The sequence below is a fragment of the Pelomicrobium sp. P1 genome, assembly GCF_052805615.1.
The window spans coordinates 13,784-35,463 of the sequence record NZ_JBRBEM010000008.1 but is presented as its reverse complement, the minus strand read 5'-3'; the positions used below and the strand labels follow the sequence as shown (position 1 = coordinate 35,463).

The 21,680-nt window shown below is 63.5% G+C and carries 22 protein-coding genes; 4 read left to right on the top strand and 18 right to left on the bottom strand.

Translation table 11 applies throughout. The annotated features are described in order from the left end of the window. Positions 1 to 39 precede the first annotated feature (39 nt). Positions 40 to 1,944 (top strand): flagellar hook-associated protein FlgK, encoded by a 1,905-nt coding sequence (gene flgK / locus ACUVYZ_RS09230; RefSeq protein WP_439933995.1) that lies wholly within the window; start codon positions 40 to 42, stop codon positions 1,942 to 1,944. A 16-nt stretch (positions 1,945 to 1,960) separates the two neighbouring features. Then, positions 1,961 to 3,169, top strand: coding sequence for a flagellar hook-associated protein FlgL (gene flgL / locus ACUVYZ_RS09225; RefSeq protein WP_439933994.1), 1,209 nt, complete (start codon positions 1,961 to 1,963; stop codon positions 3,167 to 3,169). 11 nt (positions 3,170 to 3,180) lie between these two features. Here the strand turns inward: flgL and fliR are convergent, their stop codons facing one another. From fliR to fliF, 14 genes are all read right to left on the bottom strand, one after another. After that, positions 3,181 to 3,960 (bottom strand): flagellar biosynthetic protein FliR, encoded by a 780-nt coding sequence (gene fliR, locus ACUVYZ_RS09220; RefSeq protein ID WP_439933993.1) that lies wholly within the window; start codon positions 3,958 to 3,960, stop codon positions 3,181 to 3,183. A gap of 4 nt (positions 3,961 to 3,964) precedes the next feature. Continuing rightward, entirely contained in the window at positions 3,965 to 4,234 is a 270-nt protein-coding gene (fliQ, locus tag ACUVYZ_RS09215) for a flagellar biosynthesis protein FliQ (protein ID WP_439933992.1), read from the bottom strand. A 19-nt stretch (positions 4,235 to 4,253) separates the two neighbouring features. Then, positions 4,254 to 4,982, bottom strand: a complete 729-nt coding sequence (fliP, locus tag ACUVYZ_RS09210; RefSeq protein WP_439934119.1) for a flagellar type III secretion system pore protein FliP — start codon at positions 4,980 to 4,982, stop codon at positions 4,254 to 4,256. A gap of 43 nt (positions 4,983 to 5,025) precedes the next feature. Then, positions 5,026 to 5,433 carry a flagellar biosynthetic protein FliO gene (gene fliO, locus ACUVYZ_RS09205; protein ID WP_439933991.1) on the bottom strand — a complete coding sequence of 136 codons (408 nt, stop codon included), beginning with the start codon at positions 5,431 to 5,433 and terminating at the stop codon, positions 5,026 to 5,028. Between the two features lie 5 nt (positions 5,434 to 5,438). Continuing rightward, a complete protein-coding gene (gene fliN, locus ACUVYZ_RS09200; RefSeq protein ID WP_439933990.1) occupies positions 5,439 to 5,939 on the bottom strand; it encodes a flagellar motor switch protein FliN in 501 nt (166 codons plus the stop codon). After that, positions 5,864 to 6,841, bottom strand: coding sequence for a flagellar motor switch protein FliM (gene fliM, locus ACUVYZ_RS09195; RefSeq protein WP_439933989.1), 978 nt, complete (start codon positions 6,839 to 6,841; stop codon positions 5,864 to 5,866). Before fliM ends, fliN begins: the two co-directional genes overlap by 76 nt. A 4-nt stretch (positions 6,842 to 6,845) precedes the next feature. After that, entirely contained in the window at positions 6,846 to 7,340 is a 495-nt protein-coding gene (fliL, locus tag ACUVYZ_RS09190) for a flagellar basal body-associated protein FliL (RefSeq protein ID WP_439933988.1), read from the bottom strand. A gap of 626 nt (positions 7,341 to 7,966) precedes the next feature. Then, positions 7,967 to 10,957, bottom strand: a complete 2,991-nt coding sequence (locus ACUVYZ_RS09185; protein WP_439933987.1) for an EAL domain-containing protein — start codon at positions 10,955 to 10,957, stop codon at positions 7,967 to 7,969. Between the two features lie 192 nt (positions 10,958 to 11,149). Next, positions 11,150 to 11,518, bottom strand: coding sequence for a flagellar hook-length control protein FliK (locus ACUVYZ_RS09180; protein WP_439933986.1), 369 nt, complete (start codon positions 11,516 to 11,518; stop codon positions 11,150 to 11,152). A 595-nt stretch (positions 11,519 to 12,113) separates the two neighbouring features. Further along, positions 12,114 to 12,566 (bottom strand): flagellar export protein FliJ, encoded by a 453-nt coding sequence (gene fliJ / locus ACUVYZ_RS09175; RefSeq protein ID WP_439933985.1) that lies wholly within the window; start codon positions 12,564 to 12,566, stop codon positions 12,114 to 12,116. Continuing rightward, a complete protein-coding gene (gene fliI / locus ACUVYZ_RS09170) occupies positions 12,563 to 13,984 on the bottom strand; it encodes a flagellar protein export ATPase FliI (protein ID WP_439934118.1) in 1,422 nt (473 codons plus the stop codon). Before fliI ends, fliJ begins: the two co-directional genes overlap by 4 nt. Continuing rightward, a complete protein-coding gene (locus ACUVYZ_RS09165; protein ID WP_439933984.1) occupies positions 13,981 to 14,589 on the bottom strand; it encodes a flagellar assembly protein FliH in 609 nt (202 codons plus the stop codon). The genes fliI and ACUVYZ_RS09165 overlap by 4 nt, the downstream gene beginning before the upstream one ends. Next, complete coding sequence (fliG, locus tag ACUVYZ_RS09160; protein ID WP_439933983.1) at positions 14,582 to 15,577, bottom strand: flagellar motor switch protein FliG; 996 nt, start codon at positions 15,575 to 15,577, stop codon at positions 14,582 to 14,584. Before fliG ends, ACUVYZ_RS09165 begins: the two co-directional genes overlap by 8 nt. After that, positions 15,567 to 17,165: a flagellar basal-body MS-ring/collar protein FliF gene (gene fliF / locus ACUVYZ_RS09155; RefSeq protein WP_439933982.1), complete on the bottom strand. Its 1,599-nt coding sequence runs from the start codon at positions 17,163 to 17,165 to the stop codon at positions 15,567 to 15,569. Before fliF ends, fliG begins: the two co-directional genes overlap by 11 nt. Positions 17,166 to 17,392: 227 nt before the next feature. On the opposite strand from fliF, the gene fliE reads away from it, so the two are divergent. Both fliE and ACUVYZ_RS09145 read left to right on the top strand, forming a co-directional pair. Then, a complete protein-coding gene (gene fliE, locus ACUVYZ_RS09150) occupies positions 17,393 to 17,707 on the top strand; it encodes a flagellar hook-basal body complex protein FliE (protein WP_439934117.1) in 315 nt (104 codons plus the stop codon). A 39-nt stretch (positions 17,708 to 17,746) separates the two neighbouring features. Next, entirely contained in the window at positions 17,747 to 18,472 is a 726-nt protein-coding gene (locus ACUVYZ_RS09145) for a flagellar brake protein (protein WP_446033057.1), read from the top strand. Between the two features lie 23 nt (positions 18,473 to 18,495). On the opposite strand, the gene ACUVYZ_RS09140 is transcribed toward ACUVYZ_RS09145, so the two are convergent. Genes ACUVYZ_RS09140 through ACUVYZ_RS09125 form a run of 4 tightly spaced genes read right to left on the bottom strand, consistent with a single transcriptional unit; the run spans position 18,496 to position 21,660 of the window. After that, positions 18,496 to 18,849 (bottom strand): flagellar protein FliT, encoded by a 354-nt coding sequence (locus tag ACUVYZ_RS09140; RefSeq protein WP_439933980.1) that lies wholly within the window; start codon positions 18,847 to 18,849, stop codon positions 18,496 to 18,498. Positions 18,850 to 18,851: 2 nt separating this feature from the next. Further along, complete coding sequence (gene fliS / locus ACUVYZ_RS09135; protein WP_439933979.1) at positions 18,852 to 19,298, bottom strand: flagellar export chaperone FliS; 447 nt, start codon at positions 19,296 to 19,298, stop codon at positions 18,852 to 18,854. Between the two features lie 10 nt (positions 19,299 to 19,308). Continuing rightward, positions 19,309 to 21,303 (bottom strand): flagellar filament capping protein FliD, encoded by a 1,995-nt coding sequence (gene fliD / locus ACUVYZ_RS09130; protein WP_439933978.1) that lies wholly within the window; start codon positions 21,301 to 21,303, stop codon positions 19,309 to 19,311. 18 nt (positions 21,304 to 21,321) lie between these two features. Further along, positions 21,322 to 21,660: a flagellar protein FlaG gene (locus ACUVYZ_RS09125; RefSeq protein WP_439933977.1), complete on the bottom strand. Its 339-nt coding sequence runs from the start codon at positions 21,658 to 21,660 to the stop codon at positions 21,322 to 21,324. Positions 21,661 to 21,680 lie beyond the last annotated feature (20 nt).

The following is a 21,680-nucleotide window of genomic DNA, read 5'->3' as shown; positions in this document are numbered from 1 at the left end:
AGCTCAAGTCTTTTTCTGCGCGACCGATAACTAAAAAGCATGGGCAACAGCATCCTCAACATCGGCGTGACTGCACTGACCGCTGCCCAGACGGGGCTTACCACGGCGGGGCACAATATCGCCAACGTGAACACGCCCGGTTACAGCCGCCAGCAGGTGATCCAGGCTACCAACCCAGCGCTGCGGGCAGGAGCGGGCTATCTGGGACAAGGCACCCACGTGGCCCGCATCGAGCGGTTGTACAACCAGTTTTTGGCTCAGCAAGTCCTATCTGCGGAAAGCGCAGCTGCAGAGGGGGCGACCCATTACGAACGCATCCAGCAGGTGGACAACCTGCTCGCGGACACGGTGGGTGGGCTTGCTCCGGCATTGTCGGATTATTTCAGGGCTCTGCACGATCTTGCTACCCATCCTGCCTCCGCGGTGGCGCGCCAGACGGTGCTGTCTTCTGGGCAGGCGCTGGTTGCCCGCTTCCGCATGTTGGACGCCCGGCTAGAGGAGATGCGTGCCGCATCGAGCCGACAAGTGGAGGCGAGCGTGGCCGCCATCAACGGGTATGCGCGCCAGATCGCGGTGCTGAACGAGCGCATCGCCCTTGCCGAGAGCGGCAACGGGGCGGTGCCGCCCAACGACCTCTTGGACCAGCGCGATGCTCTGCTTGCCCAGCTCAACCGGGAGATTCGGGTGACAGTGGTGCGCCAGGACAGCGCCTACAACGTGTTCATCGGCAACGGTCAGCCCCTGGTGACGGGCACGGTAGCGGGTCGGCTCTCGCCTGTGCCGGATCCCCAGGACCCGACCCGCATCACCGTGGCCCTGGAAAGCGGCGCCGGCATCGTGGTGCTGAAGGAGGAGCTTCTCACCGGCGGGCGCCTGGGGGGCGAGCTCGCGTTCCGCCGGGAGACGCTGGAGCCTGCCCGCAATGGACTAGGGCGCATCGCCGTCGTGCTCGCTGCCACCATGAACGACCAGCACCGGCTGGGCCAGGATCTGCAGGGAAACCTGGGCGGTGATCTCTTCGCCGTGGCAAGCCCCCGGGTCACGGACCACGGGGCGAACAGCGGAAGCGCGCAGCTCACGGCCGTCATCGCCGATGCCTCAGCCCTCACGGCGAGCGACTACCGCCTGAGCTACGACGGTGCGGGCTATACCCTCACGCGTCTGAGCGACGGCAGCGTGACCACTTTCAGCACCTTCCCCCAGACCGTGGACGGGTTTACCCTGACGTTGTCTTCTGGCGTCGCGGCAGCGGGCGACAGCTTCCTCATCCAACCTACGGTGGACGGGGCCCGTGACCTGGTCCTCGCCGTGGCTGATCCGGCCAAGCTTGCTGCAGCCGCCCCCATCACCACCGCTGCCGCAAGCGGCAACACTGGCAACGGGCTCATCAGTGCCGCAGAGGTGGTGGGGCCGCCGCCCACTGATCCCAACCTGCAGGCGCAGGTAACCATCGAGTTCAACGATCCGCCTACTTCGTTCAACGTGACGGGTCCGGGGACCGGTGACCCAGTAGGCGTCCCCTATACGCCCGGCGGCCCGATTGCCTACAACGGCTGGATGATTACCATCACCGGCACGCCCGCGGCGGGGGACCGCTTCACCGTCGGCCCCAACACGGGCGGGGTCTCCGACGGGCGTAACGCGTTGAAGCTGGCGGCACTCGCGCAAGCGGGCACCTTGGTGGGCGGCACGGCGAGCTATCAAGGGGCATACGGAGCCCTGGTAGGACGCATCGGCAGCGCCACCCGCGAGTTGGAAGTCATCAGTACCGCCCAGGCGAACCTCGCTCGCCAGGCAGGGGAAGCCCTCGCGGCGGTCACTGGCGTGAACCTGGACGAAGAGGCGGCGGCGCTCCTGCGCTACCAGCAGGCATACTTGGCCGCCGGAAAGGTGATGCAGATCGCAAGCCGCCTGTTCGACACACTCCTCGAGCTGGGACGTTGATTCTCTGGAGGAAGGGATGCGAATCACCACGGGCATGGTCTACGAACGGGGGCTGTTGGCACTCTTGCGCCAACAGCAAGCACTGTTGGAAGTGCAGCAGCAGCTCTCCACCGGTCGGCGGGTGGTGACGCCCTCCGACGACCCCATCGCTGCGGCGCGGGCGGTAGAACTAAGCCAGGCCCAAGCCCTTAACGACCAGTACGCCGTCAACCGGGGTTACGCCCGCGACGCCCTTTCCCTGGCCGAGTCCACGTTGGCGCGGGTGGGCGAGCTTATTATCGAAGCTCGTACGGCCTTGGTCCGGGCTGGTAACGGCACGCTGAGCGACGCCGACCGGCGATCCATCGCAGTGGAGTTGGAGGGCCGATTGCAACAGTTGCTTGCCTACGCCAACGCCACAAACGGAGCCGGCGAATACTTGTTCTCTGGCTATCGCGGTACGGTGCAGCCTTTCGTGGCAAGCCCCGCAGGAATCGTCTATCAAGGCGACCAGGGGCGGCGCGAAGTCCAGGTGGAAGCATCGCGGTTCATGCCCGTCACCGACTCGGGCGATGCCATCTTCCAGCGCATTCGAAACGGCAACGGCGTGTTTGTCGTCACTGCCGATAGCGGCAACACAGGCGGTGGCGTGGTGGACCCCGGCCGCCTCATCGATCCATCGGCCCTCACTGGCCACCGCTACGCGATCGTTTTTACTGTCTCTGGTGCTACGACTACCTACAGCGTCCTGGACGAGACCACCGGCACGACCCTGTCGTCTGGCAACCCTTACACTAGTGAAGCTGCCATCGAATTCGATGGCCTGCAGCTCACTATCACCGGAGCGCCAGCGGATGCGGATCGCTTCACCGTGGAGCCGAGCGGCACCCAGAGCCTGTTTACCACCCTGCAAAAAGCCATTTCCACCCTGCAGACTTCCACCACCACGGTCGCTGGCGCTGCCCGTGTGGCCAACGGGCTTAATGCGGCCCTCGCCGACCTGGATCTCGCCCTCGATCACGTGTTGGCGGCTCGCGCTTCCTTCGGTGTGCGCCTGGCGGAGCTGGATACACTGCAAGCGGGGGGCGAAGGCTTGGCGGTGCAGTACCAAACGTCCCTTTCGCGGCTGATCGACGTGGATTATGCCCAGGCGATCAGCGACTTTTTGCGTGGGCAGCAGTCGCTTGAAGCGGCTCGAGCCTCGTTTAGCCGGGTTGCCGGGCTGTCCCTGTTCGACTACCTCTAGCGGCCGGCCCCTCAACGGGCCGGTGCTATGGCGAGGAGCATATGGCCGACGGCTTCGGTGAGCGTCCGCTCTAGCGCAGGTGCGAGGGCCGGCAGCGCCAGGGCCAGAGCCACAAAGCCCGTGAGCAGGGTCACCGGAAAGCCCACTGCAAACAGGTTGAGCTGGGGGGCGGTACGGGACAGGACGGCGAGTATCGCGTTCACCACCAGTAGCGGTCCCACGACCGGCAGCGCGAACAGGGTACCGAGGGAGAACACCCTCGCGCCCATTTCCGCCAGGTCTTTCCAATGGTCTGGCGCCAGAGCAGCGCCGACAGGCAACACCTCGAAGCTTTGGGCGAGCGTTGCCAGCATCATCAAATGGCCGTTGAGGGCGAGAAAGAGCAGAAATCCGGCGAGCTCCAGAAACTGGGCGACAACCGGCGTCTGGCCAGCACTCTGGGGGTCATAAAAGATAGCGAAGCCCAGGCCCATCTGCAGCCCGATCAAGTCGCCCGCCAGGGAAAGGGCCGCAAAGGCAAGGCGTGCGCTCAAACCCATGAGCGCGCCGACGAGCACTTGCTCTGCCAAGATCGCAAGCCCAGCCGCCGAGCCCACCTGCACTTCAGGCATGGTGCCTGCCATGGGAGCGACGGCAAAAGCCATTGCGGCGCCCAGACCGATGCGCACCCGCACCGGCACATTACGAGAGTGCAAAAGTGGCGCCGTCATGATCAGCCCCAATACCCGGGCGAGGGGCCAGAGGAAAGTGGCCAACCAGGCGTTCAACTGGGCATCGGTGACCGAAATCATTGTTCTAGCCGATCACCGCGGGAATCGACTCCAGCAGTCTGCGCGTGTAGTCTGTGAGTAGGGTGAGCATCCATGGACCGGCCAGTGCCAGGGCCACCAGAATCGCCAGCAGTTTTGGGATGAAAGACAAGGTCATTTCGTTGATCTGTGTCGCCGCTTGGAAGATGCTGATCACGAGGCCGGTGACGAGAGCCGAGAGAAGCAGTGGAGCCGACACGATGGCCGTCAGCTCGATCGCTTGACGAGCGATGGTCATGACCGATTCTGGCGTCATCAAGGTTCTCCTTAAATTCTCATATGCCGAAACTCTGCACCAGCGAGCCGATCAACAGGTGCCAGCCGTCTACCAACACGAACAGCATGAGCTTGAATGGCAGCGCAACGATCACTGGCGAGACCATCATCATGCCCATGGACATGAGCACGCTTGCTACCACCAGATCGATGATGAGAAAAGGAATGAACACCACGAAACCGATCTGGAAAGCGGTCTTCAATTCGCTCGTCACGTAGGCCGGAATCAGCACTTTCATCGGGACATCCTCCGGCCCGTTCATGGTCTGCGTTCCGGAGATACGAGCAAAGAGGGCGAGATCCGGCTCCCGGGTCTGCTTCAGCATGAACTGCTTGAGGGGTTCGCTCGCACGGGTGACCGCATCCTCGAGGCTCATGCGGCCCTGCGCGTAAGGGACGTAGGCTTGCGCGTGAATTTTTTCCAGTACTGGCGACATCACGAACAAGGTGAGGAACAGCGCCAGGCCGATCAGCACCTGGTTGGGCGGCGAAGTCTGAGTGCCGAGGGCGTGGCGCAGCAGGGACAGCACGATGATGATGCGGGTAAAGCCGGTGAGCATGAGCAATGCCGCTGGTAGAAAGGAAAGGCTGGTGAGGAGCAGCAGGGTTTGCAGCGGCAGGCTGTAGGTCTGCCCCCCGCCAGGAGCGGGGGTAGCGGTGAGGGCGGGCAGCCCCGCTTGTTGGGCTGCGGTGGGCAGGGCAAGCAGGGCAAAGACGGCCGCTGCCATGGTGAACAAAGTGCGGCGCGCCCGCAGAGCCCTCGACCTTCCCTCAACCGGCACGGTCGCGCTCCATAAATTGCTTAAGCCAAGCGGCAAAGGAGCCGTTATTCGTTACAGGGGGGGAAGTGGGCGTGGCCTGGGCCGGCATTGCGTGCAGGGCATAGACCCGGCCCGGCGCGACCCCCAACACCAGCCAGGCACCGCCCACTTCCACCACCACCACCCGCTCCCGCGCGCCCACACCCACTGCGGCCACGACCCGCAGCCCTGCCGCACCACTGCCCGATGACCGGGAAGAGCGGCGCAGAAGCCAGGCGCCCCCCAGCACGACGAGCAGGACGAGAGCCAACCCTAAGACTCCCTGGAGCAGTTCCGCCACCGGTGCGCCTTGGCCCTGGGCCAGGGCGTTGGCCGGCAGGAGCACCGCACAAGCACAGGACCATGCTCTGCTTGCCATAGAAATCACCGGTTCAGGCGCCGGATGCGTTCGCTCGGAGTGACGATGTCGGTCAGCCGGATGCCGAACTTGTCGTTTACCACTACCACTTCGCCCTGGGCGATCAGGCAACCGTTTACCAGCACGTCCATGGGCTCGCCGGCCAACCCGTCCAGCTCTACCACTGAGCCCTGGGCGAGCTGGAGCAGGTTCTTGATGGGTAGCTTGGTGCGGCCCAGCTCCACCGTGAGCTGGACTGGGATGTCCAGGATCAGGTCCAGGTCGTTGCGGGCGGAAGGCGGAGCACCGTCCGAGAAGCGCTCGAAGATCTGGGCACTGGCGGCAACCGGCTGGGAGCCGGTTGCCGCCTGCTGTTCCGCCATGGCGGCAGCCCAGTCCTCGTTGCTCGCGCTACCCTGGGCGTCTTTCAGGTTGGACATGGCTTCCTCCGTCAGAGGGCGTCTGCGGGCGAGACCAGCCGCTCCACTCGCAGGGCATATTGACCGTTGGAAATACCGTAGCGGCATTCCATGACCGGAACACCGTCCACAGTGGCCAGGATGCGGAGCGGAATCTCGATCGGAATAACATCGCCTTCCCGCATGGTCAGGATCTGCTTCAGCGTCATGGTGGTCTGAGCCAGGTTGGCGACGATCTCCACTTCGGCCAGCTTCACCTGCTGGGAAAGCAGCTGCACCCAGCGCCGGTCCACGTCGAGCTGCTCGCCGTGGGTGGTGCTGTAGACTTTTTCTCGGATCGGCTCCAGCATAGAGTACGGCAAGCAGATGTGGAGCTCCCCCGCGCTCGCGCCCACTTCGATACGGAATGCAGTGGCGACGACTACTTCGTTGGGGGTGGCGATATTGGCGAACTGGGTATGCATTTCAGAACGCACGCACTCGAAGCTCAGGGGATGCACGGGCTGCCAGGCCTTTTCATACTCGGCAAACACCAAGGAGAGCAGCCGCTGGATGATGCGCTGCTCGGTCGGGGTGAAATCGCGACCCTCGACCCGGGTGTGAAAGCGGCCATCGCCGCCGAACAGGTTGTCGATCACCAAGAACACCAGATTCGGGTCGAGCACGAAGAGGGCCATTCCCCGCAGCGGTTTCACCTGGACCACGTTGAGATTGGTAGGCACCGCCAGGTTGCGGGTGAATTCGCTGTACTTGACCACTCGCACCGGACCGGCGGTAATCTCCGCCGTGCGACGGATAAAGTTGAAGATCACCAGCCGTAACTGCCGCGCCAGGCGTTCGTTGATGATCTCCAGTGTCGGCATGCGGCCGCGGACGATGCGCTCCTGTTTCGCCAGGTTGTAAGGGCGCACCGCCGAAACCTCGGAAGGTAGCGCTTCGTCCTCGACCTCCCCGCTTACCCCTTTGAGCAGGGCATCGACCTCTTCCTGGGACAGGAAATCCTTGGCCATGGCCTCACTGGATGACGAAGGAGGTGAACAATACAGCGTCCACCGCCTGAGGTCGCTCGCCGTCAAAAGGGGCGGTCACCGCCGCGGCGATTTCTGACGCCAGTTTTTCCTTGCCCTCGGTGCTAAGCAGGGCTTCACCCCGTTGGCTCGAGAGCACCCGCAGGATACGGTCCCGCACTACCGGCATATGGGCCTTGATGGCGGCTTCCGTATCCGGCTCGGTGGTCCTGAGTACCACGGTGGTCTGCAAATACTGGGCATCGCCGCCAGGCTGGAGATTCACCGTGAAGGGCTCGAGCGCGATGAAAACAGCCGGCTTGGGCTTGGATGCTTGAGCAGCGGAGGCTTCCTGCTGGAAAGTGAAATACCAGGCCCCGGCGCCACCCGCGCCAGCGAGTCCCAGCGTGCCGAGCAGGATCAGCCAAAGTTTTTTTCTTTTGGGCTTCGTGCTCTTGGGGGCCCCCGATACTGGAGTGCCGGTAGGAGTTGATCGAGCCATCGCTTTCTTTCCATCTTTCGCTGTAAATTATGGGCAGTAAGAAAACAGCATCATTTCCGGAAAAGCGTGCCCTTCAGGCGTCATTTCTCGATTGGAAGGCCCCCCTGTGCTTCATCGGATTCCCGGCGGAAATCTTTAGGCAGCCTGTGTAACAGTCATCTGCTACCAGAGTGATGCGCCTAATCGTGAACGCGGCCGGCAGGAAACCGAATGCGGAAACAAAGCTTTGCCGAGGGCACTTTCAAAGCGTAGACAAAGCCCATGCGCCGCGCGGCGTTTCTGGTCAGAATGGAGCGAGAGATGACTGTCTTAACAGCAAAGGGCAAGGCGCGTCTAATGAATAAGAAAGGGCCAGAAAGGGCAACTGCCAAAATGGTCTGACGCCGCTACGCTGGCACTGATTTTCCGGACCCAAAAGCTGCACACTGCACCAGGCAAGAGCTTTTACGGAGAAGTAAACCAGGTTGTCAAGCTGATATTTCGTGCAAGGGAGCTCACAAGTAGGGTTTCAACTTTGAAGGCCACAGGTTCAGCAACCGTGCATAAACACCCCTGCCAAAGCCTGGCCCACTTCGAGGGTCAGGGGTTTTCCCGACAGCACGAAAACCTGCGTTACGCTGCCTTTATCAACAACTCGCCATCTCTTGGCGATCCCCGCCCCGGCGGGGATCGAGACTCGGAGCCTGCAACCACCTGCGCGCGAAGACCCCGGCCGGCTGTGGCTGGTCGAAGTAATACCCCTGTGCTTCGTCGCAACCCAATGCCTGCAGTGCGTACACCTGGGCGGCCTGTTCCACGCCCTCGGCGAGTATTTTGAGCTGAAGGCTTTTCCCCATCGCGACGATGGTGCTCACGATGGAATAATTGCTGCGATCGTTCAACATGTCACGCACGAACGAGATGTCGATCTTGAGCTTGTGTACCGGAAAGCGCTTGAGGTAGGCAAGCGAAGAATAGCCGGTGCCGAAGTCATCGATGGCAAGGGCAAAGCCGGCCGAGGCCAGGGCGCGCGTGACCTCCACGGCCCGCTCCGGGTCGCGCATTACGCCGGATTCGGTCAGCTCGAGCTCGATTGCAGAAGGTGCTGTACCGGTTTCGCGAGCGATCCGAAGACACCGGTCGATGAAGCTGTCGTCCTCGAACTGCCTGGCGGACACATTCACTGCGATTTTTCCGGACAGCGGGCATTGGCGCTCCTGCCAGCGCCGCACCTGGCGGCAGGCTTCGGTAAGGACCCATTCGCCCAAGGTGCCGATTATCCCCCGTTCCTCGGCGATAGGGATGAATTCGGCGGGGGAGACTGCCCCCCACTCGGGATCGTGCCAGCGCGCCAGCGCCTCGGCCCCCGCGAGCCTGCCGCTTGCCAGATGCACCTGGGGCTGATAGTGAAGTTGCAGCTCTCCCTCGGCAAGCGCCGCTTCCAGCCGGCGGGCGATTTCCAGCTTCCTCGCCAGCTCGGCGCTCATCTGCGGGCGATAGAAGTAATAGCCGCCGCCGGAGGTCTTGGCGCGGTACATGGCAATGTCGGCGTTCTTGCGCAGCTCCTCGGGCGTGCGGCCATCTTCGGGAAAGACGGCGATGCCGATGCTTACCTTGAGGGTAAACCTCCGTCCATTGATGGCGAGAGGCTCACTGAGCGCCTTCTGGAGCCGTTCGGCGATGAGCGCCGCGGCCGACTGGTCGGCCCCTATGGCGATCACGACAAACTCATCACCCCCCAGGCGCGCCAGGGTTTCCCCCCCTCGCACGGTGGCCTGAAAGCGCCGGGCAGCCTCGACGAGCACCCGATCGCCGATGGCGTGCCCCTGCGTGTCGTTGATTTCCTTGAAGCGGTCCAGATCCAAAAACAGAAGCGCCAGGCGCTGCCTGTGGCGCTTCCCGCTCGCCAGCGCCTGCTGGAGTCGATCGAGGAACAACGCGCGGTTGGGCAGCCCCGTCAGAGGATCGTAGAAGGCAAGCTGCTCGATCTTCGCCGCCTGGGCTTTCTGCTCGCTGATGTCGCGGGCGATCGTGGAAAGATATTCGATTTTCCCCTCCATCCCCTTATGTGCCAGGATCACCTGTGAGACCAGAATCTCTCGCCCATCCCGGCTCAAGAAAGCCGTCTCTCCCTCCCAGGTGCCCTCAACGCTAGCCGTGGGAATGCCTTCTTCCAGCACGATCTTGCTTGCCCATTCAGGGTGGGTATCTTGGATTCTGATCTTCGAAACATCTTCTTGCTCACCGACCCCGAGCAAGCGCCGGGCAGCCCGGTTGAAGTACAACACCCGGCCATCGGGTGCGGCCGTGGCGACGAAATCAGGAGTCTGTTCCAAGATGGCAGCAAGACGCGTCAACTCTGCCTCAGTTTTCTTTCTTTGGGTGATGTTCTGCATCTGGGAGATGAAATACAAGGGCTCGCCGACCTCGTTGCGAACCAAGGAAACGCTCAACAACACCCAAATCACGTGGCCTTGTTTGTGGAGGTAGCGTTTCTCCATTTGGTAGGTCTGAATTTCTCCGGCCAGCATCTGGCGCACGTACTGTAAATCGGTCTCGAGGTCATCGGGATGGGTAATGTCCTGGAACGTGCGAGTCAATAATTCCGCCTCGCTATAGCCGACCACTTCGCAGAGCGACCGGTTAACTTTTAACCAGCGACCTTCTGGCGACACCAGAGCCATGCCGATAGCGGCATATTCGAAGGCGCTGATAAAGGTTTTCTCGCTTTCCCTAAGCGCTTGCTGCATCCTGGCCTTTTCGGTCGCGTCTTCCACAATCATGAGGAGACGGGCTTCTTCTTCCGCGAAGCGGATTCCAGTCAGCGTCACGCGCACCGGCTTGCGCGCCCTTGTTCCCGCCGCGCCCATGCTGAAGGGCACATCATGCTGGGCGATTCCGCTTTCCAGCACTTCCCGGACGCGCGCTTCCAGCCCCTCGGCCGCGACCACCTCCGTGAGCCTGCGGTTGCGCACCGCCTCCGGTTCCAGCCCGAACTGCTGCAGGAACGAGCGGTTGGCAGACAAAATCGTAAGCTCCTGGGAGAGCACCAGCAGACCGTCGGGCAGGCTCGCGAACACCTTCTCTGCGTACTCTTTCAGCGCCAGGATGGCTCGCCGGTCGGCCTCGATATAGGTGTCGATGGCGAGCCCCATGTCCAGCAGCACGATCTTGACGAGCGAGCGCACGCTGGCAATGAACGTCTCGGGGTTTTTCCCGAGCCGCTGCCAGAGTTCAGGGAGCAATCCCGAGAGATACTTGCCATAGGCGCCCAGATACCATGCCGGCGCCAGGCCGGCGCGCTGGTGAGCGACCCCCACGCGCAGGCGGTGGTGGGTGTATTCCAGGCCGTAGTCGCCTGCGGTGAGGCTATCGAAGTAGTGGGCCTGGGCCTGCTTCAGGCGCTCGAGCGCGGCGGTGTCGGGGATGAGGCGCCGGATTTCTTCGAAACGCAGCAGATGATCGTAGAAAGCCCGGGTGAATTCCGGGCCGAGATCCCGCAGGGCGACATGGAGCCGCTTGAGCCGGGCGATGTCTTCGTCGGTGAACTCCAGAAAAGCCTTACGCCGCTCTATCGCGGCCTCGTCGAGCTGCAAAGCCCGCATTACCGCTTCGGCGATCTCGTGCCCCTGCTTCATGCCCGCGGCCCTCGCCTGAACCCAGGAGCGGGAGATGAAGCTTGCTTGCGCAAGATTTCTTCTATCCACTCCAAATCCGACCGCTGATGTTCACGCACGCGATTCCCTCCTAAAAATCATGACCTTATAAGAATTTCACGAGAGACAATTTTTGGGCGGCGGCGAGAGGGGTGTGGCACAGCGCTTCGCGTATCAGGCGAAGAGATCCACCAGACCGCGCCTGCGCCGGGAGGAAATCTCGGCCACTGCTGCGGTTTTGGTATCAGGGCCGTTGTGGATAAGGGAGGGGAGAGAGGGACGGTCGCCGTCGAATCTGCGCCAACCCTCGAAGCCTTCGGCGCTCACCGTGGCACCGCCCAAGGCGATGCCCGCCTCCGCCAGCATGTCCTTCAGGCGGGGCAAAGCCGCCTCGATGGCTTCCCGAGTTTGGGGGTGCAGGGCTGAGAACGCCGCGCTGGCTTCGCCTTCCCGCAGGTGGATGACTATCCGCACCGGGCCGAGCTCAGGCGGGTCGAGGCGCAGCTCCGCCTGTTGGAGTTCGTGGGTCGCGATCCATACCACTTGCCGGGAGAACTCCTCATTGAAGCGGGGAGAACTCACTGGCGCTGTGACCGGCAAGGAGGCGATGCGAGGCTCGGTCCCCGGAGGGGGAGGGGCTGGGGGAGCCATGGGAGCGTCGCGCGCACTCACTGCTTGAGGCAACGATTCCCCCGGTGTGACCCCCAGCGAGCCGCGGGCTGACGACTGCTGTTCATCCCGGACGCGCGCCGAAACCTCGGGGGGCTCCACAGCGATCTCGGGGGTGCTGATGGGGCGACCATTGCTCGAAATCGATTCTAGGGGGATCGTCCAGTGCAGCGGTGCCGCAACGATGTTGCCTTCATCTGAGACGGCGCTTTCAATCCTAGACCATGAATCCGATGCCTGCGGTTCTGTGGAGTCGGCCTCCCGGTCCTCGCGGCTGATCCCCTGTGGAAGGAAGGATCCTAGGGCGAGTTCGCTGGCAAGCACGGCAGCGAACGTGTCTTCCGCGCCTAGGGCGGTAGCACCGGGCGCCGCGGGTAAAAGGGCGTGGGCAGACGAGGCGGTGACGAGGGGAGCGGAAATCGGGGGCGGGGTTTCCATGACGGAATCTCTCTCACCTTTGCGGCCGGCTTCATTCCGTGGGTTTGTCCCAGGGCGCCGCGACGCCTCGGGCTCCGTGCTCATCCGACTGGCGTTGCTCCACGCGGGCGTTTCTCGCCCGCTCGGCGTGGCGGCGACGCTCTTCCAGCCGTTGAAACGACTGGAGGGTGCGTTGCTCCGTCTGCCATGTCACCTGACCGCTCTGACGCCGGATGCGAGCCGCAGCCAGCTGTTCCCGGCATTGGGCAATGGTCCGGTCCAGGGTTCCCAGGAATGCCTGGTAGTTTTGCAGCGCTACGCGGGGCAGGCCCGAGCGCACCGAGGCGAACAGGCGGGCTTGGTACTCGGCCTGATAGGCAGTTAGGAGCTTGAGCCGCTCCTCCGTTTCCCGCTCGTGGTGGAGTAAGTGCCCGAGCTGACGGGCGGCGGCTTCAGCCCGATTCTTCGCAAGACGGATCAAGATACTCAGGGTGTCGCGGGTCATGGGATGTGCTCCGAGTCGGCTTCCATGTTGAGCAATTGCGCCATAGCTTCTATGCTTTCTGCATAGTTTACCCGTTCGTTCATGCCCTGTTGCAGGTACGCCTCCATTCTGGGATAGAGGGCGATGGCCCGGTCGAGCACAGGATCGGCGCCTCTCTGGTAGGCGCCCACGCTGATCAGATCGCGGGAGCGCTGGTAACGGGCGTATAGAGCCTTGAAGCAGCGCACCTGCTCGAAGCGCTCCGCGGGCATGAGGCTTGCCATGGCGCGGCTTACCGAAGCCTCGATATCGATGGCTGGATAGTGGCCGGCCTCCGCCAGGGGGCGGGACAGCACCACGTGCCCGTCCAGGATTGCCCGGGCGGCGTCGGCGACAGGATCCTGGGGGTCGTCGCCCTCTGTAAGCACGGTGTAGAAGGCGGTAATGGAACCACCGCCGGGAGGGCCGTTACCCGCCCGCTCCACGAGTTGGGGCAGCCGGGCGAATACCGAGGGCGGGTAGCCTTTGGTGGCGGGCGGCTCGCCGATAGCCAGGGCGATTTCTCGGGCCGCCATGGCATAGCGGGTGAGGGAATCCATGATAAGCAGCACCGAGCGCCCCCGGTCTCGGAAATACTCGGCGATGGCGGTAGCGTAGGCCGCGCCCTGCAACCGCATGAGCGGCGGGTTGTCGGCAGGGGCGGCAACCACCACCGAACGCGCGAGCCCCTCCGCTCCCAAGATCGACTCGATGAATTCTTTAACCTCCCGGCCACGCTCCCCGATCAGGCCTACCACCGTCACGTCGGCGCTGGTGTAGCGGGCCATCATGCCGAGGAGCACGCTCTTGCCCACGCCGCTGCCGGCAAATAGTCCCATGCGTTGCCCGCGTCCGAGGGTGAGGAGGCCGTTGATCGCCCGCACGCCCACGTCCAGCACTTCCCGAATGGGCGCCCGGTCAAGGGGGTTGTAGGGCCGGGCCTGGAGCGGCGCAAGATGCACGTTGGCGAGGGGTCCCAGGCCGTCTAGGGGGCGGCCCACTCCGTCCAACACCCGTCCTAGCAGCCCCTCGCCCACAGGCACCAGCCGCGTCCGGTCGGTAGCCCGGCGCAGGGGTTGGCGGCCTCCGCCCGGCTGGCGCAATGCCAGAGGCATTTCCATCGGTACCACTGGTGCCCCTGGTGTGAGCCCGAGAACCTCCCCCGTCGGCATGAGGTAGAGCTTTTCCCCGTTGAAGCCCACTACTTCCGCTTCTACGCTGGCACCGTGGGGCAAAAGCACACGGCAGCCGCTACCCAGAGCGAGCTTGAGGCCCACCGCCTCCATCACCAGTCCTGCCACCCGGGTGAGACGCCCGCTGACGAGTAGAGGCGAGCGCTGGATTAGGCGCTCGGCGCAGTCTTCCAGCCGAGCCCGCCAGCGCGCTGCATGGGGGCTCATGGCGTCCATGCCTGCTCATCCTGGAGAGCAGCCGTGATACGTTCCCAACGCCCGGCGAGGGTTGCATCCACCGTCGTGGCAGCGCTCTCCACCCGGCAGCCGCCGCGCTCGAGGACGGGGTCCTCCACCAGTTTCCAGCCGCCCTGTTCCAGCTCGTGGGCGAGGAGCCGGCGCACCAAGAGCGCATCGTCGGGGTGGAGCACGAGTCGCGGATGGGCGCCTGAATGGGGTACGGCCGCCATGGCTTCCTTCACTACAGCGATGACCAGCTCGGGGCGAACCGCCAGGGCCTCCCGCAGCACGTGAGCAGCAATAGCGAGGGCAAGCTGCACGAGCGCCTGTGACACCTCTTCCTCCAGGCTGGCGAGAGCTGAAGACCAGGCCTCTCCGATCGCTTTGAGCCGTTCGGTCTCCAGACGGGCTTGCGCAAGCCCTTCGGCGTAGCCCGCTGCGTAGCCTTCGTCGCGGGCGCTTTGGTGCCACTGCTCCAGCTCTTCCGCCGTGGGCAACTTGGTCACCGGCGCCTCGGGAGGCGCGGGATCGAAGGAACCCAATTCCCAGCGCTGGTAGGCAGACAGGCGTTCCTTGGGAATTACGCTAGACATAGGTATCTTCCCCGGCTCCCCCAAGGACGATTTGGCCGGCATCGGCTAGGCGGCGCACGATCTTGAGGATTTCCTTCTGCTCGGCTTCTACTTCGGAAACCCGCACCGGACCCTTTGCTTCCAGATCCTCCCGCAGAAGCTCTGCCGCCCGCTGGGACATGTTCTTGAAGATCTTTTCCTTGAGTGCGTCGGAAGAGCCCTTCAGCGCGACGATGAGGGATTCGGACTGGACCTCCCGCAGCAGGAGCTGGATGGCCCGGTCTTCCAGCTCCAGCAAGTCCTCGAATACAAACATCTCGTCCAGGATCCTCTGGGCAAGCTCGGCGTCGTGTTCGCGCACGCTTTCGATGACTGCGTTTTCGTAGATTGTGGGCATGAAGTTGAGAATCTCGGCCGCTGCGCGCACACCGCCCATGGCGGTTTTGCGCAAGCTGGCGTTACCGGTGAGGAGCTTGGCCAGCACTTCGTTGAGCTCTTTGATGGCCGCTGGCTGTACCCCGTCCAGGGTAGCTATACGCAGGATTACGTCGCTGCGCAGCCGTTCAGGGAGATTACCGATCACCTCTCCAGCCTGGTCCCGATCCAGATGTACCAGGATGGTGGCAATAACCTGGGGATGTTCGTTGCGGATGAGCTCCGCGACCGAAGCCGAGTCCATCCATTTCAGGCTTTCGATGCCGCTCGTGTCGCCGCCTTGGAGGATACGGTCGATGACGTGGGCCGCTTTCTCGTCTCCCAGGGCCTTGGTGAGCACGGCACGGATGTACTCGTCAGAGGCGAGGGCGAGCGTCGAGCGATCCTCAGCCTTCTTTTTAAATTCGTCGAGGACCGCATCAACCCGTTCTTTTGGCACCGCTTTGAGCCGGGCCATGGTCGCGCCCAGCTTCTGCACCTCCCTCGGAGACAAGTACTTCAGCACTTGGGCCGCTTCTTCCTCCCCCAAGGACATCAGAAGGATTGCGCTTTTTTCCAGACCCTCATCCTTCATCGCCGCCAACCCACGACTTGACTACGTTGGCCACGACTTTGGGGTCCTGGCGGGCGAGCTGGCGGGCAGCTTCCAGGCTGCTCGCCTGGGGGGAGGGTGGTGCCGCCAGTTCCGGCACGGAATCCTCCACCGCGAGCGGCCTGCCGGTAGTGCCCGCCGCCAGGAGGTTTTGCAGCAACGGCCGCAGCACGCCGAACAACAGATAGGCGGCGAGGAGAGCGAGCAGCAAGTGCTTGCCCAGGTCTTTGGCCAAGGACAGGATCTCTGGCTGTTTCCAGAACGGAAGCTGCGGCGCCGGCGCCTCCTCAGGCACGGTGAAGGGACTGTTCACCACGTTCACTGTGTCGCCGCGCTTCTCATCGAAACCGATGGCCTCCTTCACCAGGTTGGTGATCTGGGCGAGCTCCTCGGGGGAGAGGGGTTTCATTTCCATCCTGCCGTTCGCCCCGACGACCGCGCGGTAGTTGACCACCACCGCTGCTGAGAGCCTGCGCACGCTCCCGCTCGCCTGCCGTGTATAAGTGACGGTCTTGTCCACTTCATAATTGGTAGTGGATTCCTTGCGGCTAGGTGCAGCAGCAGACGCTGGTGATGGTCCGGCCGACTCTTTTTTCCCGGACTGGGGCTCGAGGGGTGCGGTGACCGGGGGAGGCGGCTGGTTGGACAGCGCTCCTGGTATGCCGCCAGTCGGAACCAGGCCATCGCCCGTTGACTCGGTCATGTGCTGACTGCGCACAGCGGCCTGTCCCGGCATGGCGTTTGGCCGGTAGGTTTCAGCGGTTTGTTCCACGTGGGAGAAATCCACCTCTGCGGATACTTGGGCCCGCAGGTTGGGCGCGCCGACAATGGGCGTCAGAATCGCCTCGATGCGCCGGGCGTAGAGGCTCTCCAGGTGGTTGCGGTACTTGATCTGGACCGAATCCAGACCCGAGGCCGAAAGCGGCTCAGCGTTGGCGGAAAGCAGGTTGCCTCTCTGATCGATCACCGTGACGTTGCGCGGCGCGAGTTCAGGGACGCTGCTCGAGACGAGGTGGACTATGGCGTTGACCTGGGCTTCGTCCAGGGTGCGGCCCGGGTACAGGTGCACCAGGACCGAAGCGCTGGGCTTTTGCCGCTCTCGCAGGAACACGCTGGGGCGCGGCATGGCAAGATGGACCCGGGCGGATTCCACCGAGGCGATGGACTGCACCGTACGTGCAAGCTCTCCTTCCAGCGCGCGCTGGTAATTGACCTGTTCCTGGAACTGGGATGCGCCGAGCTTCGGGTTTTCCAGCAGCTCGAAGCCCAAGACGCCCCCCTTGGGCAGCCCCTGGCTGGCCAATTTGAGCCGCACCTCGTGGACCTGGGCGGCAGGCACCATGATCGCCCCGCCCTCCCCCAGTTTGTAGGGCACGTTCATTTGCTGTAGCGCTGCCAGCACAGCTCCCCCGTCCCGGTCGCTCAGTTGGGTGAAGAGGATGCGGTAATCGGGGGCGCGAGCCCAGATCCAGGCTCCTGCCAAAAGGGCCGCGGCGAGCGCCACCGTGACGATCAACGCGATTTTCTGGGAAGCGGATAGCCGGGTGAGGGCTAGCCAGCGCACGGGCATGCGGGAACTCTCCACAACAGCCATAGACGGCGTCTCTCTCCTCGGTCGCGCAGGTGGCTCCGGTGCTTGTCCGGCTCCTATTCTCGACGCTGGCATTATCGAGGCCATCTCGGCCAGGGTGATAAGCAGAAAAGAGGGAAATTCACCGCCATTTTCCCCGGTTCGGAAGGCTCCGGGGTTGCTACCGTAGCGACGTTACGCTCAAGGCTTGAAAAGAGGTGGCCGATATGGACGCAAGAGGCATCGACAAACTGCTCGCTCCCTTGGAGGTAGACGCCGCTGGGCCGCACCCAGGCGGGAGGGTGGCGTCCGGGCAGGGTGTGGATTTTGGGCAAGCTCTCAAGGCTGCCCTGGAAGCAGTCAACGCCCGCCAGCAGGAAGCGGCACGGCTGTCGGCGAACTTCGAGCGTGGCGAGCCAGGCACGGAGTTACACCAGGTGATGGTGGCAATGCAGAAAGCCAATATCGCCTTGCAAGTCACCATCCAAGTGAGAAACCGCATCGTTTCGGCTTATCACGACATCATGAACATGCCGGTTTAGCCCTAGGCGGGGCGGGTATCGTCTGATTGCACGGGAGCGATGGACGCGGAAGACCAGGATCGCTACCGCGTGGACTGCGCCATAGAGGTGGCGGCCATCCTGCAGGCGATGGCCCACAGCCGTTCCTTGGTTACCGCCTGGTACGGTGGAGGTAGCGCTTTCGCTCTCACCGCAGTGCTCGAGGCCGATGCCGGCCGTGATGAGCTGATTCTGGATCAGGTGCACGAAGAGCATGCCCCGAGGCTGCTGGCGAGCCACGGCATTCAATGCACAGGGACCCACAACGGGGTGGAGATCCGCTTTGTCGTGGAGAGTGTGGAACCCGTCCTCTTTCAGGGGGTTGCCGCTCTGCGCTCGGCGTTACCTGTAAGGCTCCTGCGGCTCCAGCGCCGCGAGTACTTCCGGGTAGTGACGCCGGCAGAGGCTCCGGTCACATGTATGATTCCCGCTGTTGCAGCCCCGATCGAAGCGCCCGTGCTGGATATCAGCTGTGGCGGCCTCGCCCTATGGATCTCCCAGGATGTGCTCGCCTTGGAGCGCGGCACGATACTCCGCGGCTGCCGGCTTCGGCTGCCCCACTTTGGCACGGTTGAAATCGACATCCGGGTAGTACGCGTGGGAGAGCCGAGCTTCACGGCCGGAGTTGCGGGCCGACGCTGCGGCTGCGCATTCGTGGGCATGGGCGAAGGCGAGCGCAAGCGCGTGCAGCGCTACATCATAGAACTTGAGCGTTGCCGCAATTCCCGGTTAAGCGGCTTGAGGTAAGCTCTCGTCCGGCATTCGCGAGATCAACTTTCCCCGTGGCCCTCGCCGCTTGCGTAGACGCGCCTGAGCGCTTGCTCCCGCCGATGGGTGTCGAGCAGTCGTTCCAGCTTTGCCATCCAATCCACGGCGAGGCTGCGGATCTCGGCGTCATCGGCGAGCACCTTGCGGATGAGGGCCGCTTTGCGCTGTTGCTCTTCGTGCGTGAGGGGGATCCGGGGGGCGGTCTGGAGCGTCTCGGCCAGATGGCGGCATTCCTGTTCCAACTCCACCAGCCGGTCCCAGTCCCCGGCGCGGGCACTCTGCAGCATGCGCTCGGTGAGGGCCGAGAGCGCCTCGAACGCGGCGAGACAAGGGCGGGGCGAGGAAGGGTTCGTCATCGTCACCGCCCCGGGGCTGACGGTCTCTGAGGTTGGAGCGTTAGCGTTTTTTGCGCCGCGCCAGGAGTGATGCTTTCCCAGGCCTCCTGCAATTCGCCAAGGAGCCAAGCTACCTCTGCCAGGGCGCCAGCGTCGTTGTGCCGGTTAGCTACCACCAAGCGGTGGGCAAGGTAATCGTAAAGCGAGGCTAGGCGTTCTGCCAGCTCACCGCCGGCTTTCATGTCTAGGCTGGCCTTCAGCCCCTGGTCGATGATCTGAATCGCCTTGGAGATGGCTTCTCCCTTGGCAGCGGTTTGGCTGTCCGCCATGTGACGGCGGGCGCGGGCGATGGCCACCCGCGCCGCTTCAAACAGCATGACAATCAGCCGGTGCGGATGCGCCGTCATGACATCGGCGTCCACGCTCGCCTGGGTATAGGCGCTGACGGCACGGTCGATGAGCGATTGCATGAAAGTGTCCTCAAGAAGAAGATGAAAAGGCAGCGAGCTGCCGCTCCAAGAAGCTCGAAGTCTTGAGCATACTGGCGACCATGGCGTCTAAGGCCGTGAATTGGGCGCGCAGCCGCTTTTCCACCGCCTCCAGCCGCCGCTGCATCTCTTGCTGGCGGCGTTGCAGGGCGTCGATGGCGGCCTCCAGCGTATCGCTGCGTCCCGCGACGAGCCCATCGGCGGCGAGCAGGGTGTCGGCGAGGGTTCGCAGCCGGTAGGCATAGCCTTGGGAGTAAGAAACGCTGCCGCGTTCGCCGAGTGCACCACCCCATACCTCGATGGTGATGCCTTCAGCGTCGGTACCCGAGGCGGCGGTCAGGGTGCGGCCCGAGCCGATAGCGGCTACGCCACCAATGCTGCCTGCCGCATCTACGCCCGCCGCTGCACTGGGACTTGCGCCGAACAGACTCTCCTGGGCGTTGCCACCGCCCAGAAGCACCGCGGAGGCCGAACCGTAACGGTTCGAGGTCACGGTAAGGGCGCCGCCCGCCTCTGAGACGGTAACGCTCACGCCGGTGGTGGAGAAGGCTGGAGCGCCGTTGATCTTGGACTGGAGTTCTGCCGCGAGGCCGTCTGCCGTGTAGGTTCCGGCCTGCAGGGTGATGGTAGCTGTGACCCCGTCCACGCTCAGGCTGAGGGTGTCGTTGACCCCCGCGGTGATGGTGGTATTGGCTGCTGCCGACCCGGTCACGGATCCCTGGGTGGCGAGTCGGGTCACGGAGACCTGGTAGATGCCCGGCTTGGCAGTAGAGGCTGCGGAGGCGAACCGCATCAGGCTGTCGGAGGTTTTCCCTGTGGTGGCAAATACACCCGCCACGGACGCGGCATCAGCCTGGAGCGCCGCCTCCAGCTTGGTAGCGTCCAGTTTCAGGGTGCCATCGGGGGCAAAGGTGATGCCGAGCTGGTATAAGGCGCTATAGCTCCCCTGGAGCCCGACCAGCTCCGCCGAAAGAGTCGAGCGCAGACGCGATTCGATGAGCCGGGGGAGCCCGTCGCTCTGGAGTACCCCGGCGGTTTTCGTGGTGGAATCGTAGCTGCCTAGCTCCTTGAGGGATTTCGCCAGCCGGTTATATGCCTCTACAAACGATTCCACCGCTTGACGAATCCCGGCGACGTCAGGGGCGATGGTAAGGTTTGTCGGCGCACCCGCATTCGTCTTGGCTAGGGTAAGGGTTACTCCTTCCAGCGCACCGGTCACGGTGTTGGAGGCGGAGCGCATGGCGATACCGTCCAGGGTAAAGTGGGCGTCTCGGGCGGTGACCGTTTCCGCGAGGTTTTGGGTTCCGGCCGGGTCGTGGGCTAGGAGGTTGGCGAGCGCCGCATCTCCCGAGACCGAAATGCGCATGCTCCCCTGAGCGCCCGAAGTACCTGAGGACAGCACCAGGCGATGGCCGCTGCCATCGTACACGATGCTGGCGCTCACTCCGATGCCCGCCTCGTTGATGGCGTCGCGAATGCCGGCGAGACTGGCGTGAGCGGCATCGATGGTTACCGTTTTGGATGCGGTGCCACTCGGGGTAAAGGTGGCGCCGCTGTACTTGCCCGTCGCTGCATCGAAGCTTCCGCCGTCAATGCTACCGAACTCGACAGTGAGGGTTCCGGTACCAATCGATGCGGTCGCAGAGTCCTGGAGTGTCGTGGCCAGCTTTTGAGCCTGAGCCAGTTGAGTGACCTCCAGGCTGTGGAAGCCGGCTACCGCCCCTGCGCTGGCGGTGGCGGTGGCGACCTGGGCATCGCCCAAGGTGGCGGCGTAGGCGCTGAAGCGGGAAGCGGAGGCGAGGCCGGATACGGCTGACTGGAACTGAGAAAGAGACCCTTTGAGGGAACCTAGGGCTGACAGCCGCGTCTGAAAATCAGACTCCCGGCGTTGCAGCAGGGAGAGGGGCCGCCGCTCTAGGGCCATAAGCTGGGCCACCAGAGTGTTCACATCCAGGTTGGAGCCGATGCCGGGCGATGATAAAGACATGTAGCGCCTCCGTCCCAATTACCCCTTGTGGTCCAGCAGCACCCCCTGCATCCGGTCGAGACCCCGAGCGATGGCCAATACTTCCTCTGGGGGAATCTGCCGCAAGACCTCGCCAGTGGTCCGGTCCACTATTTGCACCACGAGCTTGCGGGTCGCCTCATCCATACCATAGCGAAGTTCTACCGACAGATGGCGCAAGGCGGCGTTGATCTGCCCGGACGCCTCGCGCACTTGTGCTTCCTCCACGGCTGATGTCCGAGCGGCCTCGGTACGTGGCAGTTCGTGCTCGCGGGGTGCGAGATCGAGAGACTGCGCTGCTCTGGTGTCCGTAGCAGGGCCGATGGAGTTGGCGATCATGGGTTAGGCTCCCTTTTTTT